The 16,706-nt window shown below is 66.0% G+C and carries 16 protein-coding genes; 7 read left to right on the top strand and 9 right to left on the bottom strand.

Translation table 11 applies throughout. From position 1 onward, the window contains the following. Window positions 1–3: 3 nt before the first annotated feature. From AU175_RS09765 to AU175_RS09755, 3 genes are all read right to left on the bottom strand, one after another. Window positions 4–960, bottom strand: a complete 957-nt coding sequence (locus AU175_RS09765; RefSeq protein ID WP_156642381.1) for an ABC transporter permease — start codon at window positions 958–960, stop codon at window positions 4–6. A 137-nt stretch (window positions 961–1,097) separates the two neighbouring features. Beyond that, a complete protein-coding gene (locus tag AU175_RS09760; RefSeq protein ID WP_066288012.1) occupies window positions 1,098–2,738 on the bottom strand; it encodes an ABC transporter substrate-binding protein in 1,641 nt (546 codons plus the stop codon). Window positions 2,739–2,887: 149 nt separating this feature from the next. Further along, window positions 2,888–4,621, bottom strand: coding sequence for a sialidase family protein (locus AU175_RS09755; RefSeq protein ID WP_066288011.1), 1,734 nt, complete (start codon window positions 4,619–4,621; stop codon window positions 2,888–2,890). Window positions 4,622–4,679: 58 nt separating this feature from the next. Here AU175_RS09755 and AU175_RS09750 point away from each other — a divergent pair, with 58 nt between their 5' ends. Next, a complete protein-coding gene (locus AU175_RS09750) occupies window positions 4,680–5,624 on the top strand; it encodes a carbohydrate kinase family protein (RefSeq protein WP_269449479.1) in 945 nt (314 codons plus the stop codon). Window positions 5,625–5,653: 29 nt separating this feature from the next. Here AU175_RS09750 and AU175_RS21295 read toward each other — a convergent pair whose 3' ends face one another. Beyond that, the gene (locus AU175_RS21295) at window positions 5,654–6,031 is read right to left on the bottom strand and encodes a LapA family protein (RefSeq protein WP_082979081.1); all 378 of its coding nucleotides are present in this window, start codon (window positions 6,029–6,031) and stop codon (window positions 5,654–5,656) included. 57 nt (window positions 6,032–6,088) lie between these two features. Further along, complete coding sequence (locus AU175_RS09740) at window positions 6,089–7,276, bottom strand: ABC transporter substrate-binding protein (protein ID WP_066288009.1); 1,188 nt, start codon at window positions 7,274–7,276, stop codon at window positions 6,089–6,091. Between the two features lie 195 nt (window positions 7,277–7,471). Here AU175_RS09740 and AU175_RS09735 point away from each other — a divergent pair, with 195 nt between their 5' ends. The 5 genes from AU175_RS09735 to AU175_RS09715 all read left to right on the top strand — a co-directional run bounded on the left by AU175_RS09735 (window position 7,472) and on the right by AU175_RS09715 (window position 11,314). Beyond that, window positions 7,472–8,065, top strand: coding sequence for a TetR/AcrR family transcriptional regulator (locus AU175_RS09735; RefSeq protein ID WP_066288006.1), 594 nt, complete (start codon window positions 7,472–7,474; stop codon window positions 8,063–8,065). A gap of 186 nt (window positions 8,066–8,251) precedes the next feature. Next, window positions 8,252–9,190 carry a hypothetical protein gene (locus AU175_RS09730; protein WP_066288004.1) on the top strand — a complete coding sequence of 313 codons (939 nt, stop codon included), beginning with the start codon at window positions 8,252–8,254 and terminating at the stop codon, window positions 9,188–9,190. Between the two features lie 120 nt (window positions 9,191–9,310). Further along, on the top strand, window positions 9,311–10,129 hold the full coding sequence (locus AU175_RS09725; protein ID WP_197497064.1) for an HAD family hydrolase: 819 nt from the start codon (window positions 9,311–9,313) through the stop codon (window positions 10,127–10,129). A 94-nt stretch (window positions 10,130–10,223) separates the two neighbouring features. Further along, window positions 10,224–10,469 carry a hypothetical protein gene (locus AU175_RS09720; protein WP_066288001.1) on the top strand — a complete coding sequence of 82 codons (246 nt, stop codon included), beginning with the start codon at window positions 10,224–10,226 and terminating at the stop codon, window positions 10,467–10,469. Between the two features lie 101 nt (window positions 10,470–10,570). After that, window positions 10,571–11,314 carry a glycerophosphodiester phosphodiesterase gene (locus AU175_RS09715; RefSeq protein WP_082979214.1) on the top strand — a complete coding sequence of 248 codons (744 nt, stop codon included), beginning with the start codon at window positions 10,571–10,573 and terminating at the stop codon, window positions 11,312–11,314. Window positions 11,315–11,361: 47 nt separating this feature from the next. Here the strand turns inward: AU175_RS09715 and AU175_RS09710 are convergent, their stop codons facing one another. Beyond that, window positions 11,362–11,796, bottom strand: coding sequence for a hypothetical protein (locus AU175_RS09710; protein WP_066287993.1), 435 nt, complete (start codon window positions 11,794–11,796; stop codon window positions 11,362–11,364). A 131-nt stretch (window positions 11,797–11,927) separates the two neighbouring features. Here AU175_RS09710 and AU175_RS09705 point away from each other — a divergent pair, with 131 nt between their 5' ends. Beyond that, the gene (locus AU175_RS09705) at window positions 11,928–12,176 is read left to right on the top strand and encodes a DUF6480 family protein (RefSeq protein ID WP_066287992.1); all 249 of its coding nucleotides are present in this window, start codon (window positions 11,928–11,930) and stop codon (window positions 12,174–12,176) included. A gap of 54 nt (window positions 12,177–12,230) precedes the next feature. On the opposite strand, the gene AU175_RS09700 is transcribed toward AU175_RS09705, so the two are convergent. The 3 genes from AU175_RS09700 to AU175_RS09690 form a co-directional block, all read right to left on the bottom strand. Further along, entirely contained in the window at window positions 12,231–13,295 is a 1,065-nt protein-coding gene (locus tag AU175_RS09700; protein WP_066287990.1) for an EAL domain-containing protein, read from the bottom strand. Between the two features lie 173 nt (window positions 13,296–13,468). Further along, entirely contained in the window at window positions 13,469–15,004 is a 1,536-nt protein-coding gene (locus AU175_RS09695) for a putative bifunctional diguanylate cyclase/phosphodiesterase (protein WP_066287986.1), read from the bottom strand. A 21-nt stretch (window positions 15,005–15,025) separates the two neighbouring features. After that, complete coding sequence (locus AU175_RS09690) at window positions 15,026–16,669, bottom strand: ATP-binding protein (protein WP_082979080.1); 1,644 nt, start codon at window positions 16,667–16,669, stop codon at window positions 15,026–15,028. Between the last annotated feature and the right edge of the window lie 37 nt (window positions 16,670–16,706).

Genomic DNA, 16,706 nt, shown 5'->3' with positions numbered 1-16,706 from the left:
GAGCTATACCGTCCTGATTCGGGGGTTGATGAGCAGGTACAGGAGGTCCACCACGATGTTCACCAGTACGAAGGTGACGGAGATGGTGAGCACCACGCCCTGGACCAGGTTCACGTCCAGGTTGGTGATTCCGTTGAGGATGAGCTGGCCCATGCCGGGCAGGGCAAAGATCATTTCAATCACGACGGCGCCGCCCAGCAGGTAGCCCACGCGCAGTCCCAGCACGGTCACCGGTGTGACCAGGGCGTTGCGCAGGACGTTCCTGGAGACGACTTCGCGGTAGGGGACGCCGTTGCCGATGGCTGTCCGGACGTAGTCACGGTCCAGTTCCTCCACCATCGAGGTGCGGACCACGCGGATCAGGGAGGCAGAGACGGGGATGCCCAGGGCGAGGGCCGGAAGGGCCATCGAGTTGAGCCAGCCGCCAAAGCCGGATTCCGGCGTCGCGATGCCGCCCGAAGGGAACATGGGGCTGGCACCGAGGGCGAACCACTGGATCAGCAGGATGCCCAGCCAGAACGACGGCGTGGCGATCGCGGCGATCGAGAAGACGCGGACCAGCTGGTCCTGCCATTTGTCCCGGTGGAGGGCGCCGAGGATGCCGAAGGCGAGGGACAGGACGATCGCGATGATGACGCCCAGGAAGGTCAGCTGCAGCGTCAGGGGAAACGCGGAGCCGATCATGGAGGCCACCGACTTTGCCGGCGGGGTGGTGACACCGAGGTCGAACTGCAGCAGCTTGCCAAGGAAGGCAAAGTACTGGACGACCAGCGGGTCGTTCAGGCCGTTTTCCTGGCGGTACTGCTGCTTCGCCTCTTCGCTGGCGCCTTCGCCCAGGGCTGAGCTGGCCTGGTCGCCGGGAGCGGCCTGCAGGACGAGGAAGACCAGCAGGGTGATGCCCAGGATCATCAATGGCAGTGCTGCGAGCCTGCGGCCGAGCAGACGCAATATCGTGACCAATTTGTTCTCCGGTTTGTTGGGTGTGCCGCGGTGGGGCCGCGTCACGGGGTGGTGCTTCTCGGCCCAGGGGGGCCATGGCCAGCGGGCCACAGCCCCCCTGCTGCGTCGAGTTGGTGGTGCCTGGCAACCAGGGGTTGCTAGGCGGTGCGTCCGACGTCGATGAACGACATGCCGGTAGTGGGGAGGGGCTTGAAGCCGTTGAGCTTCTTGTCGTCCCAGGCGGAGGGCAGCTGGCGGTGGAAGATCGGGTAGAGCGGGAGTTCGTCGGACACGAGGTCCACAATCTCGCCGGTGATCTTCTTGGCGTCCGCCCCGGCGGCCTGGGAGCCCTTGTCCATCAGCTCCTGCAGCCTGGCCCGCTCCGGGGCAGTCCAGTAGGCCCGCTTCTCCATCCAGGTGGCGCCCGAGTAGAACCAGCTCAGCAGCAGGTCAGCGTCGTTGCCGAAGACGGACGGATCGCCCGGGGCGGCGACCACTGAGTAGTCGCCGGCACCGACCAGGTCGGTGTACAGCGCCCCTGACTGGATGCTCTTCACGGAGGCCTTCACGCCCGGGATCTTGTTCCAGGATTCGAGGATCAGCGGAGCAACATCCTTCACCCAGGCGGTGTCCGTGGTGAGCAGCTCGAATTCGAGGCTCGTGACGCCGGCTTCCTTCAGCAGCTCTTCGGCCTTCTTGGCGTCGTAGCCGTAGACGTTCTTGGCCTTGACGTAATCCGGGTGGCCTTCCTGGAAGTAGGAACTGGCGGCCTTGGCGTTGCCGAACAGGGCTTTCTTGATGATGGCGTCCTTGTCCAGGCCGTAGTGCAGGGCCTGGCGGACCAGCTTGTTGTTGAACGGGGCCTTGTTGCAGTTGAACATCAGGAACATCAGGCCGAAGGACTGCACTGATTCGACCTTGACCTTGGACTTCAGGCCGTCGATGTCAAGGTAGGGGACGTCCTCGATGGCCTGGACGCGGCCGGACTGGACGGCGGTGACGCGGGCTGCGGCATCCGAGAGCAGGAGCCAGGTCATGCCCTTCGCCAATGCCGGCTTGGGGCCGTTGTAGTCGGCGAAGGCTTCGAAGACGATCTTGTCGTCCTTGACGGCGGAGACGAGTTTGTAGGGGCCGGTGCCGACGGGAGCGGCGTCGAAGGCCTTCAGGTCCGTGGCCAGGGCCTTGGGGACAATCTTCACCACGGAGATGCGCGGTCCGAAGCCGGGGAAGGCGTACTTGAGGGTGAACTCCACGGTCTTGTCGTCAACGGGCTTGACGTCCTGGATGAACGGGATGAACTGGGAGAACAGGGACTTGTTGGCCGGGTCCAGCACGCGGGTGAAGGAGAAGGCCACATCCTCGGTGGTGACCGGAGAGCCATCGTGGAACTTGGCGCCGTCCCGGATGGTCACCTGGTAGGTGGTGTCATTGACCTTCTTGGGGTCGGCTGCCGCCAGGGCGTTGTACGGTTCGCGGGTGGCCGGGTGCAGCTCAACAAGGCCTTCGAAGATGTGCAGGTTGGCGGCCATCGGCGTGGCACCCGAGGAGCTCAGGGGATCGAATCCGGTGGAGAGGGCGTAGGAGATGCCCGCCTCGATGGTGAGGTCCTTGTTCACTGCACCGGCGCTCGCGGAGCCGCCGGTTGTGGTGGTCGCTGCCGGGCTGCCGCAGGCGGCGACGGAAGCGGTGAAGGCTGCAGCGGCGCCCATGGCTCCGGTCAGCTTGAGGAAGTTCCGGCGGCTGGCGTCATTGACCAGCGGCAGGTTCTTAAGAGTCGTGTTCATAGGGTGCCTCGCCATTCCAGGGTGTTTATCGGATGTAGGACGTCCGAGCTATAAGACGACTGTAAGGGCCATCACATCCCCGCGTCAAGCTCCACTTGGTCACACGCCCTTCCAGCGGCCCCGGATGCTCTCTCACTTTCTGCAGCATTCCGCTGGATGCTCTCTCACTTGGGTCCCGTGACCTCGCCGGTGCGGGTATCGAAACTGAAGGCCCGACGGCGGCGCACGGCAGTGCCCCTGCGGTCGCCTCCCACCTCAAACGCCAGGTGAACGTAGCCCTGCCGCACATCCCTGTCCGTGACGGTGTAGCAGGGTGTGAAATAGAGGACCTCCTCCCCGGCGCCAAGATCCGCCGCGGGGAAAGCGTCTGCGCCAGGACCGGCCAGCCGAACGCCGGAGACGGGCACGGTTCCCGTGTTGCATGCCCGGCCGGTGAAAGCGAGGATGTCACCGGCCTTGTAGCCGGGAATGATGGGGCCATAGTTGAGGTCCTGCGCCTCACGCGTGCCGATGACCTGCGCCGCTTCGGCCGAGTAGCCCTGGCCAATCTCCTTCCACGTGTGGACGCCCCAGTCCTGGCCGCCGGAGTCCATCACATGGAAGTCGCCGGTGTTCCGCCAGACGGTCGGGCGTCCGGGGGTGATGGAGCGCAGTTCCATGTCGAACACCAGGCCTGCGCCGTCGTCGGGCGGCAGTCCCGCGTCCCCGCCGGACCCGGCAGGCGCGTTTCCGGCGCCGGGAAGGCAGCCCGTCAGCTGATCCGCAGGAATCGAAGCGAACACGATCTCCCGGTAGCCCTGCCGCTCATGGAGGACGCCGATGTTGCCATCGGGGAGCCGGGCGGCCGTCGAGTATGCCGAACTTCCGGGGCACAGCACCAGCTTCGCCGGCCAGCTGAGTCCGTTGTCCGTGGACAGGCTGAGTACCGTGTTGCGCCGCAGTGCTGTGTCGTGGTTGTTGGTTGCCAGCAGCCAGGAACCGGTGGTGTTCCCGACGGCGGCTTCCGGTCCCGGGAAGGCCGGGGCGGGCAGGTAGTCGAAGCGCGCCAGGGACCCGTTGTCGCCCGGGTCCGGAAGGTCCTCGACGGGGCGCAAGGCGCTCCAGGTTTCCCCGCCGTCGTCGGATGTCGCGGCAAGGCGGCGCGGCGTGCCGCGGCTGTGCAGCAGGAGCCGGCCGTCCTGGATGGCGGCCACCTTGTTTTCGTTGGGGCTGAAGCCGTGCGTCCGGGCGCCGATGAGCTCCCCGAGGGTCCAGTTCCCGCCGTGGTCGTCGCTGTAGGCGGAGGCGGCCATGATCTCGCCGCCCGCCAGGACCACAAACTGTTGCACGAGCCGGCCGCGGAAAGGCCCGGCGTGGATGTGGATGCCCTGCCCGGCGGCGGCGAAGATGCCGGTGATGTCCGGTTCATCCGGGTTGGCGGAGTGGCCCGGCGGCCGGACCTTGAGCTGGTCGGTGATCCTGCGGTGCCGCCAGGTCAGGCCGTCGTCGTCCGAAAGGCTGAGATCGCAGTGCTGGACATCGGCAGCGGGCTCGAGCCCGGCCGCGGCCTCAAAGAACCCGGCGCGCGTTCCGGCTGCGTGGAACAGGATGATCCGTCCGGTGTCCGCGTCCACCAGGAGGCTGGGATCGCCGTAACCATTGAGGCCGCCACCGGTCCGCACCACCTGCTGGGCGCCCCAGGTCATTCCATTGTCAGTGCTGCGGCGGAGCAGGAGGTCGATGGGGCTGGGCAGGTCATCCAGGTTGGGCCGGCCGTCGTAGGCTGCCAGCAATGTACCTTTCCGCGAGACGGCGAGGGCGGGAATCCGGTATTGCCGGTAGCCGCCGATGCCGCGGACAGCGAGCACGTGTTCAATGTCTGGTGAGGCAACCCGCAGCTGCTGGAGGTAGGATGTCATATCTTCATAGTAGGTGAAGCGTTGCCTGCGTGTTCGGCGGCCGGTTCTCTGGCAGAGTATGACCATGCTCACTGTTATCGGCGAGGGCCTTGTTGACGTTGTCCAGCGTGCCTCCGGAATCGAAGCCCACGTGGGCGGCAGCCCCCTTAACGTCGCGGTGGGCCTGGCCCGCCTGGACCATCCGGTGCAGTTCATCGGCCGCTACGGCCGCGACGCCTACGGCGATTCCGTGGCCGCGCACCTCCGCGCCAGCTCGGTGATGCTCCCGCTCGGCCCCGATGACCTGCCAACCAGCGTGGCCACCGCCCTGATTGACGACGACGGCGCCGCCACCTACACGTTCGACCTCACCTGGGAGCTTCCCGGCATCGCCGACCGGCTGGGCTTTATGCTGCAGGGCACCACCCTGCTGCACACCGGATCCATCGCCACGATGCTGGCGCCGGGCGCAACTGACGTCCTCGCCGCCGTCGAATACGCGCACCCGTCCGCCACCATCAGCTTCGACCCCAACTGCCGGCCCAGCATCATCACGGACGTGGACTACGCGCGGCGGCAGGCGGAAAAGTTCGTGTCCCTCGCGGACGTGGTCAAGGCCTCGGATGAGGACCTGGCCTGGCTGTACCCCGAGGCGGACCCGCTGGACTCGGCCCGCCGCTGGCTGTCCCTGGGCGGTGCCGGGGGGCCGGCGATGGTGGTGGTCACCCGCGGCGCGGCGGGCCCCTGGGGCATCACGGCCGCCGGAGAAGCTGTCTATCCCGCACCCGAAGTCGAGGTGGCGGATACGGTCGGCGCCGGAGACTCGTTTATGGCTGCGCTGCTGTCCGGAATCGTGGACCGGGGCCTGGACGGCGCGCAGAACCGGAAGGACCTGCGCCAGCTGCCGGCCGAGGGCCTGGCCGACCTCCTGGCCCACGCCTCCCGCACGGCGGCCGTCACCGTTTCGCGGCCCGGCGCCAACCCGCCCACCCGCGCGGAACTGAACGCGGTTCCGGGGGAGTAGGGCGGCGGGACGGAGGAGGAGGTCAACTGCTAGAGGTTCGTAACCTTGCGCCGCCGCCGTTCGGTACGGCGGAGCTGCAGGATGCGGGCCCCACCGGCGATCGCCACCAGGATGCCACCCCCGACGGCTGCGATGAAGAAGGCTACACCCTGGGCAAGCCGGCCCTCCCAGCCAAGGAACTTGACCTCGACCATGTCCTGGTTCTGGATAAAGAAGATGATCAGCAGCACCAGCACCGCGAGGCTGACCGCCACCGCACTCCAGATGACTGCGGCGCGGGTGACACGTGGGGACGCAGCCTTCCTAGCGGGCGAGGGCGGAGGCGCAGGCTCGCTGCGTTGAACCGTGGGCTGGGATTCCGGCGGGGGCGGCACGGCGGCGGGTGGCTGCTGTTCGTCTGAGCTCATACCGTTATTGTCTCTCCGGTCAACGCTTTTGGCGGGATGCCTGGGCGCTTATCCAAGCTACTCCTTACCCAACCCCGCAGCCGAGGTCTTCTCCCCGGTGACCTCATTGAGGGCGCTGAGGTCGAAGATGCCGCTGATGTCGGCCTGCTTCGTGGTGCCGGCGTCCACCCCGTCCTTCAGCAGCTTGGGGTAGGTCCCGGCCAGCGGGTCCACCGTGAAGACGATGTTCTTCAGGGACCGGTCGATCACATCGGCTTTGAGTTCGGCGCCGGCGGCGTCCTTCAGTGCGGCGTTGATGACGGTTGCCTTCTCATCCGCGGCGGCGCTGTTCAGCCACTCCACGGACTTCACGTGCCCCTGGAGCAGGGCTTTGACGGTGTCCGGGTGGTCCGCCGCGAACTTCCTGTTCACGATCAGGATGGTGGTGGGGAATTCGCCGGCCTTGCCGGCGAGCGAGCCGTCCCACAGTTCCTTTTCGTCCACCAGGACCTTGGCCCCGGCGGTCAGCACCAGGCGGGAGGCCCAGGGCTCAGGCAACCACGCGCCGTCGAGCTTTCCGTCCTGGAACAGTTTCAGGGTCTGGGCGTTTTCGGTCGGGTTGATGGAGACGTCGCCGCTGCCATCGACGTTGGTCCTGTAGCCCTGGGCAGCGAGCCAGGCGCGCAGTGCCACGTCCTGGGTTCCGCCGAGCTGCGGTGAGGCAAGCGTTTTGCCCAAAAGGCCCGCGGCGGAGGTGATTTCCGGCCGGACCACCAGCTGCGCACCGCCCGCGGCGGCGCCGGCGATGATGTTCACCGATTCGCCGCCACTCTTGACGAACGAGTTGATGGCCGGGTTCGGGCCGATGTACGTGGCGTCGATGGCGCCGGCGTTCAGGGCTTCGATCGCGGCGGGCCCGGCGTTGAAAACCTGTGTGCTGAGCCTGGTGTCGCCCAGTTCCTCCGCGATATAATCCTTGCTGATACCCACCAGGGCGGGAGCGTGGGTCACATTTCCGAAGTAGCCCAGCTTCAGCTCCGCCGCGGGGCTGCCGGCCGGGGCAGCGGCCTCGGCTGAGGTGCCTGCACTCGGAGAGTTGGCGGAGACGGCGGAGGCGACGGCGACGCCCCCGCCGACCAGGGCCAGGATGCCCGCCACGATTCCGACCTTCAGGCCGAGCGGGCGCTTGGGCGTGGCGGACTGGCCGGCCACGATGCGGGTGGAGCCTTGCGGGTTCTGCGGACCGTTGTCCTGCGGTGTTGCCATGGCGAATTCCTTTGTTGGGGCGGGTACTGCAGACGAGATTACGGACGGCCCCCAGGGGTCACAACGGCGCAGGACACGGGCGTTCACCGGACGTAGCGGACGCTCAACAGAACGTAGTCCGGCGTCCAATAACGTCGCAGGACGTCTTCTTTTCGTGGAGATGCACCATCGCGGCTTTCGCCATAGTCTGGCCAAGTGGATACAAGCACCGTGAAGCCAGGCGAACAGGGCGAACAGGTTGACAGGCAGTCGCGCATCCTCGAAGCGGCACTGGCACTGCTGTCCCGCCACGGCATCTCAGGTGTCAATATGCGCGCAGTGGCCCGCGAAGCCGGCGTCGCGCTCGGACTCGTGAACTACTACTTCGAAGACAAATCGAGCTTGATCCGTGCGGCCTTGAACCGAATTGACGAGAGCGACCTGAGGCTGGTCGCACCGGACCCGGGATCGCCCCCGGCCGAACAGCTCCAAAAGGCCCTACGGCGCGTTGCTGGCCCCGAATTCCTGACCACACAATATCTGTCCCTGCGCCTCCATCTTTGGGCGCTTGCGCAAGCCCACGAAGACTTTGCCGTGATTAATGCGGCAGCGTTCGACCGGTATCTCGATGGACTCGCGGCCCTGATAGGGAATGCCAAACCCGAGCTTTCCAGCGACGAATGCAGGGAGCGGGCAGCCGACATTGCCGTCGTGCAAAACGGGATGTGGCTCACGGCGCTCCTTGGCATAGACCAGGCGTCCATCCAGCGGAGCATCGCCCGCACTGAGCAGATCGCATTCGCCTCTTAGCGCGAATCCACCCCTTCCCGACCCTTTAGCGGGCGGCGGGCGACCATCCCGGCCACTGACGCACTACGGCGGCCGTCATTTACGCGGCCCGGCACCCCCAAAGTGCCCCGCGACGGCTCGCGTTGCAGTGGACGAAGCCGTGCGGAGCCGATGACCGAGGGAAAATCCGCGGCCTAAACTACAAGCATGAGTCACCCCCCGCTGGCTCGACGGAGGCAACACCTCAATGCCTTGGCCGCTTCGGCTGTCCTGCTGACGCTCCTGCCTTCACTTCAGGGCTGCAGCAGCGATGGCGCGCAGCCAGGGCCCGAAGTGAGCGATACTCCTGCTCTCACCGCCTCCATCAACCAGTTCAGGGACAACTACAACAAGCGGATCATCGAAATCCAGCTCACCAACAACACCCCGAATCCTGTGACGGTGCTGGACGCAGAGCTGGACAGCGCACTGTTTAGCTCTGGCATCAGCTGGCACACTCCCGCCGATGGCACCGTATTGCCGCCCAAGCAGCCAAAGAGCCTTCCCGCCCACCTGCCGGAGCCCCGTTGCATAGACGGAAGCATCGGCACCGGGACCGGCAGCAGCAGTGGAGACGCCCCTCCCACCGTACGGGTGAGCACCCGCCCCGACGGCCACGTGTCCGGGCCGCTCACCGTTGAGGACCCGTTTGGAGTCCTTGCCCGGAACAACAGCGAGATGTGCCTGGATAAGGCAGTTCGGGAGGTTGCCGCCTTCCAGCCCTCCCCGGAGCTGGCGGTCTCAGACGACGGGACAACCGCCGTCGTGCGTGTCCTTATCCTCCCCGGGCCAGCTCGCGGACGGCAGGAGGTGCTGACCATTGACCGGATCGACGGCACAACCCTGATAGCGGAAGACACAGCCCAGCCCTGGCCCAGTGGTGTTCAGGTATCCGCTGGCGGTCCACCGGTGGAGCTGCGTCTGGCCATCCGCCCGGCGCGCTGTGATCCGCACGCCGTGGCAGAGGACAAGATAGGAACGCTGCTGCCCTTCCACGTCAGGGCAGGCGGGCGAAATGGAGTCCTCAAGATAGACACCGGTGACGTGCTCAGGCACCGCATTTATGACTTCGTCACTGCGGCCTGCGGACCTGCCTCGCGATCATGACGTTGCACCGTGCGTGGGGTCAGAACGTAGGCCAGCGTCCCACGATGTCCTGCCCGTCCGGCGACCGGGGGCTTCACAGCGCAGGAAGAGCCGTCCACGCAATCCACGTAGACTGGCATGATGCGGTTGGTAGCAAGTGACATTGACGGAACGATCCTCGGACACGACGGAAAGATCAGCGACCGCACTGTCCGGGCCTTCCACGCCTGCCGGGAAGCCGGCGTCGAACTTGTCTTTGTCACCGGCCGCCCGCCGCGCTGGCTGCACCCGCTGGAAGAACGGCTGGGCCACACGGGCACCGTGATCTGCTCCAATGGCGCCGTTGTCTGGGACCTTGAGGACAACCGCCTGGTATCCGCCCGGGCGCTCAGCATCGATTCGGTCCTGGAGATACGCCGCGTCATCAAGGCACTGCGGCCCACAGCGCTTTTTGCCGCGGAAACCCTGACCGGCTTCCATCTCGAGCCCGGTTTCATCGAAAACGGCTCCAGCGAACTGCTGGCCGAATTCACGCCGGCGCCGCTGGCTGAGACGCTAACGCCGGATGACGCCGTCATTAAGTTCCTGACGATCGTCCGCGAAGGTACCCCGGACAGCTTCCTCGCTGAGGTGAAACCCGCCGTCCGGCACCTGGCCGCTGCCACGCACTCGTCACCGGGAGTGTCCATGCTGGAGCTCTCGCTGCCCGGCGTCAACAAAGCCGTGACCCTGGCCGAATACGCCAAATCCCTGGGCATCGACGCCGCGGACGTGGTGGCTTTCGGGGACATGCCCAACGACGTCGAGATGCTCCGCTGGGCAGGCCACGGATACGCGATGGCCAGCGGCCACCCGGAGGCCATCCGCGCGGCCGGACAACAGGCGCCCCATTTCGACGACGACGGCGTGGCCCAGGTTCTCGAGGCCAGGCTCGCGTCGCTTGGGGTAAAGCTTCCCTAAGTAAAGGGTTTCTTCACAGCTGGCGCTCACCTGCCGTTTACCTTGCCGCCCTACCGTTTGCAGTGGACACCGATCCACGGCTCAAGGGGACATCATGGCAAGGAACGTCAAGCACGATGCGGCCGAGGCACCGCTGCGTCCGGCTGTGCCGGCGGCCCACTGGAAGAAGCTCAAACAGGGCGACCGCGTCCTGGTCCGCCTGACGCCCGGTTTCGAGACGGGCGGCATCGTGGATGCCATCACCTGGGACCATGCCGCCATCTGGGTGGACCTCGACGGCGGCCGGGGCCGTACGCTGCTGCACTGCAGTGACGGCGTGGAGGTTGTCCTCCAGGAATAGGCGGCACCACTGGTCACTGCGCGGAGGGAAAGGCGCGTCGGCGGTACGCTCACACTGTGACTGCGCCCTTTCCGTTCCTGCACCCCGGACGTCCCGTGGCCATGGCCCACCGCGGCTTCTCGCGGGAGGGGCTGGAGAACTCCATGGCCGCGTTCCGCGCCGCCGTCGACCTCGGCTGCCGGTACCTGGAAACTGACGTGCACACGACTTCCGACGGTGTCCTGGTGCTCTTCCACGACGAGACGCTGGACCGGGTGACGGACGCCGTCGGCCGGATCTCCGAGCTCACCGCCGCCGAAGTGGCTGCGGCGCGGATCGCCGGGCGGGAGCCGGTGCCGCTGTTCGACGACCTGGTGCACGCCTTTCCCGGCACCAGGCTGAACCTGGACGTGAAGGACTGGAACTCTGTCCGCAGCCTCGCCGCGGGCATCGAGCGGCACAGCCTCCACGACCGCGTGCTCGTGGCAAGCTTTTCGGACCGCCGACGCCGGGCGGTGCTGAAACTGCTCAGCCGCCCGGTTGCGTCGTCGGGCGGGGTCGCCACGAATGCGCTCTTTGCGCTGCTGCGGCCGCTGCCCGTTGCCCTGCTGCGGCGGCTGCTCCAGGCTCCACTGAAGGACGTCCAGGCACTCCAGGTTCCGGTCAGGTACGGCAGGTTCCGGGTAGTCACGTCCGGCTACGTCAGTCGCGCGCACGCCATGGGCCTGAAGGTGCACGTGTGGACCATCAACGACCCCGCAGAAATGCACAGGTTGCTGGACCTCGGTGTGGACGGCATCGTGACCGACAGGGCCGACCTCCTGAAACAGGTCCTGCTGGAACGCGGGGAGTGGCCGGAAGGCTAAACCCTCCGGCCACTCGTTGAACCTTCCGGCCACTCCCTGAGGCAGAGTCAGCTGCGGCCCATGCCCGTGGACGGATCCTCGTCGCCCTCGCCGGGATCGGCGCGGAGGGCGTCGGGGTCGCCGTCGGGGAGGCCCGCCGGCCCGGGAACGTCCCGGGGCGCGTCCGGAGCGTCCCCGGCGTCTTCGACAGGGGCAGGGCCGGCGCCCTGTCCTGCGCTGCCGGCCGGGGCATCTGAGGCATTTGCCGGCTCTGCCGGCCGGGAGGACACCGGGCCGGTGGCCGAGCCGGTTTTCAGGCCGGGCGCCTTTTCCTTCTCCGCCTCCATCGCATTGGATCCTTCACTGATGGACGAGTGGACTTCAACATCGCTGTTCGGATCCGTCGGTTCCGGAACCTTGGCGCTCTCCGTGGGCGACGAGGTCCCCGCCAGGTCTTCCATGGCGTTTTCCGCTGCTTTGCCTATGCTGTCGCCGATGCCCATGTGGATACTCCTTCTGGTCGGGGGGACGGCCCGTTCTGCCATCCCGGCACCCTTCCAGAATTATCAGCATGCTTACAATTAGTCCAGAGCTGAGGGAGAGGCCGCAGCCCGTCCAGGAAGGAACCAGCACCATGAGCAGCTACCATCCGGAAAATGATCCCGCCAATCCGGACCAGCCCGGCAACCCGGACCAGCCAGCCAGGGAAACCGCCGACGCCGGCACGGGCCGGGCGCGCACGGCGAAGGACTCGGCAAGTACGGCCAATCCCGATCCGCAGGAGGGGAACATCACCGGCCTGGAGCCGGGCGGCGGTGTCCCGCCCGGGGAGACCCCGCCGGCCGAAGACCAGATGAGCGGCGACCAGGGGCACAGCGAATAGTTTGGATTGGTGGTTGGGCTTGTCGAAACCAGGCGGGCTCAGCCACCAGTGCGGTCAGTGGCTGTCAGCTGCACCCGGCGAGCCGTGGGCAGCATTCTCCACCTGGGGGAGCTGCCGGATGAGGCCGTCCGGATCTTTGGCCGTATTCCAGGCCGCCCAGTCCTCGGGCCTGACGGACGGACGGCCCAGGAGATAGCCTTGGCCGGCGCTGATGCCGAGGTCCGTCAGTACTTGGAGTTCCTGGCGCGTTTCCACACCCTCCGCCACCAGAGCTGAGCCGATCTGCTCGGCGAAGTCCACCATGCCGGCAGCCAGCGCCTGCTGGGTGGGATCTACGTCCACGCCGCTGATGATGTCGCGTCCCAGCTTGATGAAATCGGGGCGCAGATGCACCATCCGGCTCAGTGCGCCGGCTCCGGAGTAAGAATCATCGATGGCAATGCGCAGGCCGTGCTCGCGCAGCGGTGTAATTGCGGAAATGAAATGCGGATATTCATCATCCGGAATGCCCTCGGTCAATTCGAGCACAATACGGTTCACCGGCAGTTCGATGTGGTCGAACAATTCGGGTAGCCGCGGATCAATGCAGGACGTCGGCGAGACGTTCAGCGAAACATAGAGGTGCGGCGGGAGATTTGCGGCTGCGGCCGCGGCGGCGCCCAGCGCGGAGAATTCCAGGTTGGCTCCCAGTCCAACTGACGCAGCCTCGGCGAACCACAGTTCGGCACCGGCGCCGTCATCGCTGACGAACCGTGAGAGTGCCTCCACGCCCACCACGCTTTTGCTCGCCAGGCCGTAGATCGGCTGGAAGGCGGTCATCAGCATCTGGTTCTCCAGCAGGGCGCTGATCCTCGAAAGGCTGCGGATGGCGTCGAGGCGTTCAAGCAGCTGCGGCGGCATGGCATCCCGGGGAAACGGCACACGGGCGGTGTCCAGGGTTCCGCTGCCCAGGCTGTCCTCGTGCCGGCTTTCCAGCAGATGTTCCAGCAGGGCTCTTTCAGGTACTCCCGGATTTTCGTCGAGACGGTCACTAAGACGCTGACGCGTGGCTGCCTGGGCAGGGTCCGAACCCGCCAGCACAGCAGCAATTACTCCCCAAGCCTGTATCCGAACCGACATTAACTACGCCCCCAGTTGACGAAGTAATGACCCGTTGGCCCCGTAATTGTTCAATTTCCAGATACCTTCGGAATCAGCCACTTCTGATGAAGTCCGATCTCGCATGCAGTGTAATTACCACACCGCATGATGATCGTATATCGGGCACGGCAAAAGTACAGCCCTTTTCCGCACTAAGTGCCAACATTGCGGACCGGAAATGCCGCCTTGACCAGGCCGGGGATATCTTCTGCCGGCAGGGGTTTGCTGAAAAAGTAGCCCTGCGCACTGAGGCAGCCAAGGTTGCGGAGATGCTCAGCCTGTTCAGCCGTTTCCACGCCCTCCCACACGGCTTCCAGTCCGCACGCCCGCACAAGCTGAAGAACTGCGGCCACCAGGGCGGGCTGGCTGGGATCGGTGCCCAGCCCGACGATGAGGGAGCGATCAACCTTGACCCGGTCCACCGGGAGCCGGCGAAGGTAGCTGATGGACGAATAGCCCGTCCCGAAATCATCGATCTCGATCCCGACACCCAGGCCGCGCAGCCCGGCCAGCGAATAGCGGTCCAGTTCGTTGCCCTTCACGATGGCCACCTCGGTGAGTTCCAGGACAACCTGCTCGGGCCGGACGCCCGTTTCCTTAAGCACCTCCCGGACATCCTCGATGAACCTCAGGCTCTGCAGGTCGGTGGCCGAGATGTTGACCCGGACCGAGAACGTGCTGTCGACCGCGTCGTCATCGACCCAGCGGCGCAGCTGCTCCACGGCGGTAGTGAGGACCCAGCGGCCAAGCTCGGAGATCAGCCCGGCCTCTTCCGCCAGGGGAATGAACTCATCCGGCATGATCCGGCCGCGGGTGGGGTGGTTCCAGCGGATCAGTGCCTCCACGCCCTCGACCCGGCCGGTGGCCAGTTCCACTACGGGCTGGTAATTGAGAACCAGGCCCTCGCCCTTGAGCGCAGACCTGAGGTCATCCACCAGCTGGGTTCGGAGCCGGCGTATCAGCAACAGCCCTGGCTCGAAGACGTGCAGCCTGTTCTGGCCCTCGGCTTTGGACGCGTACATGGCGACATCGGCCTGCATCAGCATTTCTTCGGGCCCCTGCCCGGCATCCCCGACACTCAGCCCAATGCTTGCGCCGCAGCGGATGCTCTGGTCGGGCAGTTCGATGGGTTCCTTCAGAGCTGCCAGGATCCGTTGTCCGACGATGGCGGCCTGGTCGGCTCCGGTGGCCGGCATCACGATGGCAAACTCGTCACCGCCCAGCCGGGCAACAACGTCTGAGGCCCGGACGGCACCCCGGAGGCGTTCCGCCACTGTGATGAGGACCTGGTCCCCGGCGGTGTGGCCCTGGGTGTCGTTGATTGACTTGAAGGCGTCCAGGTCCAGCAGCAGGATGACGGGGGCCTCTCCCACGCCGTCGGACCGCGCAGACTCCAGCGCGGTCAGGAGCGCAGCGCGGTTGGCCAGCCCGGTGAGAGGGTCCTCCATGGCCATTTTTTGCATTTCCAGGTGTGCCTCGTGGAGGAGCTTCGTCCTGACTTCCACACGCTGTTCAAGTTCCTCGTAGATAATCTGCAGGTCTTCAGCAAGGAGGTTTGTGCCCATGATGATGGCGTCGAGCTCATCCCGCGCTGGGGACACTTCAATCCTGGAATTGAGGTCGCCGGAGGCCAGCCGGACGATGCCCTCCAGCAGCTGTGACACCCTCGGGTCATCGTCAGCGAACACCTGGATTGCTCCTTCCGGCGATCAGCTTGCCCGGGGCTCGCCGTTGCCCAGCGGCAGGGTCACGGTGACCGTGGTGCCTGCTCCGAGCTCCGAGGCAACATCTATGCGGCCGCCGTGCCTGCCCACGATGTCCTTCGTGATGGCCAGTCCCAGCCCGGTGCCCGGCACCGCCCCTGCCATCGCGTTGGAAGCGCGGTAGAAGCGGGTGAAGATGTGGGCGATCTCCTCGCTGGAAATACCGATCCCGGTATCCGTCACGCGGACGGTGGCCCAGCGCGCACCATCAGGGTCCGTGTGGGACCCACTGCCCACGTGGATCTTTCCCCCGCTCGGCGTGAACTTGATGGCATTCGAAACCAGGTTGGTGAAAACCTGCTGCAGCTGGACCTCATCCCCCATAAGTTCAGGATCCTCCTGCGCGGGTTCCAGCGCTATGGTGACATTCTGCAGGGTGGCCAACGGACGGAGGGCGCCGGCAACAATTTCCAGCGTGCTGCCCAACCTGACCGGCGTGAGGTGGAGCTGGCCATCGCCGCCGCCGCTGCGGGAAACGCTCAGCATGTCCTCGATGAGCATCCGGAGCCGTTCGGTGTTTCGAACCACGATGTCCAGCATCTGGTGGACCTCGGGCGACACGGGATTGGCGGTACTTTCCTGGATCATGTCGAGGTAGGCCATGATCGACGTCAGCGGTGTCCGCAGCTCATGGTTGACGGTGGCCAGGAAGTCGGTCTTGGCCTTGTCCAGCTCCTGCAACTGCTTGACCACCTGGAGCTGGCTGGTGATCAGGTGGCTCTGGATCAGTCCGTGGGCGGCGTTTCCGGCCACGTGCTGGATGAGCCCCAGTTCGGCACGCGACCAAACCCGGGGGCTGTCCAGCAGGGCGATCCACAAAATGCCGAGGGACGAGTTTCCTTCCCCCATGGGCACTACCACTGATGCCTTCGCGTGCAGGTCCTCCAGTGACTTGGGCAGCCTGACGGAGCCGTCTGAGCCGTCGGTCGTCAGGACTTCAGCCCTGGCCCACAGCTGGTCCGCCGTGGAGCGCGCCGCGGCTTCGTCCTCCAGCGGACCCGCCGCCAGCGGATCCAGCCCTGGCCGGCACCACTGGGCGGTGATCGGAGGTACGCGCTCATCCTCGAACGTGGTCAGCCACACGTGGTCGGCGCCGAATGTTTCGCCAAACCCGGTCACGACGTAGTCGGCGATCTCCTGTGGGTCATTGGTTCCGCGCACGGCGGCCGAAACAAGCCGGAGCTGTTCGCGCAGAGCCTCGGCCTCCTGCCGTGACCGGGTGCGCCGCTCCACGAGGCTGATGAGCGCCGTGGCCCGGTGCACCAGTTCCTTCGGCTCCGGCGGTTTGGCGATGCAGTCGCGGACGCCTGTTCCCTCGATGGCTTCGATCACGTCGCCGTCGTTCAGGTCCACCAGCACCAGCACTGGCACGCGGCTCTCCCGCGGCGAGAGGGAACTGTCGACTACCAGGACAGATGGCCTGCCGCCGTCGAGCACTGAGAAAAGGGTCTCGGCATCCTGTGCCGTACGGACCGCGTAACCGGCCGCGCGGAGAGCCGCGGCGCTGGATTCCAGCCTCGCGGCGTCGGGGTCGGCCACCACAGCTGTGCGTTGCATAGCTGCGACAAGGGGTATGTCCGCTGCCACCATGCTCCCTCCGCTCCTGATTGAGTACATTCTAGGGGGA

It is taken from the genome of Arthrobacter sp. B6, from assembly GCF_001663775.1.
Taxonomy (GTDB): Bacteria; Actinomycetota; Actinomycetes; order Actinomycetales; family Micrococcaceae; genus Arthrobacter.
This window is presented reverse-complemented; position numbering and strand designations above follow the sequence as displayed.

Coding starts and splice junctions, on each gene's coding strand:
- AU175_RS09700 (WP_066287990.1), bottom strand. CDS start 13,295: ATGTCGGTTCGGATACAGGCTTGGGGAGTAATTGCTGCTGTGCTGGCG.
- AU175_RS09705 (WP_066287992.1), top strand. CDS start 11,928: ATGAGCAGCTACCATCCGGAAAATGATCCCGCCAATCCGGACCAGCCC.
- AU175_RS09750 (WP_269449479.1), top strand. CDS start 4,680: ATGACCATGCTCACTGTTATCGGCGAGGGCCTTGTTGACGTTGTCCAG.
- AU175_RS09710 (WP_066287993.1), bottom strand. CDS start 11,796: ATGGGCATCGGCGACAGCATAGGCAAAGCAGCGGAAAACGCCATGGAA.
- AU175_RS09725 (WP_197497064.1), top strand. CDS start 9,311: ATGCGGTTGGTAGCAAGTGACATTGACGGAACGATCCTCGGACACGAC.
- AU175_RS09740 (WP_066288009.1), bottom strand. CDS start 7,276: ATGGCAACACCGCAGGACAACGGTCCGCAGAACCCGCAAGGCTCCACC.
- AU175_RS21295 (WP_082979081.1), bottom strand. CDS start 6,031: ATGAGCTCAGACGAACAGCAGCCACCCGCCGCCGTGCCGCCCCCGCCG.
- AU175_RS09720 (WP_066288001.1), top strand. CDS start 10,224: ATGGCAAGGAACGTCAAGCACGATGCGGCCGAGGCACCGCTGCGTCCG.
- AU175_RS09715 (WP_082979214.1), top strand. CDS start 10,571: ATGGCCCACCGCGGCTTCTCGCGGGAGGGGCTGGAGAACTCCATGGCC.
- AU175_RS09730 (WP_066288004.1), top strand. CDS start 8,252: ATGAGTCACCCCCCGCTGGCTCGACGGAGGCAACACCTCAATGCCTTG.
- AU175_RS09755 (WP_066288011.1), bottom strand. CDS start 4,621: ATGACATCCTACCTCCAGCAGCTGCGGGTTGCCTCACCAGACATTGAA.
- AU175_RS09760 (WP_066288012.1), bottom strand. CDS start 2,738: ATGGCGAGGCACCCTATGAACACGACTCTTAAGAACCTGCCGCTGGTC.
- AU175_RS09690 (WP_082979080.1), bottom strand. CDS start 16,669: ATGGTGGCAGCGGACATACCCCTTGTCGCAGCTATGCAACGCACAGCT.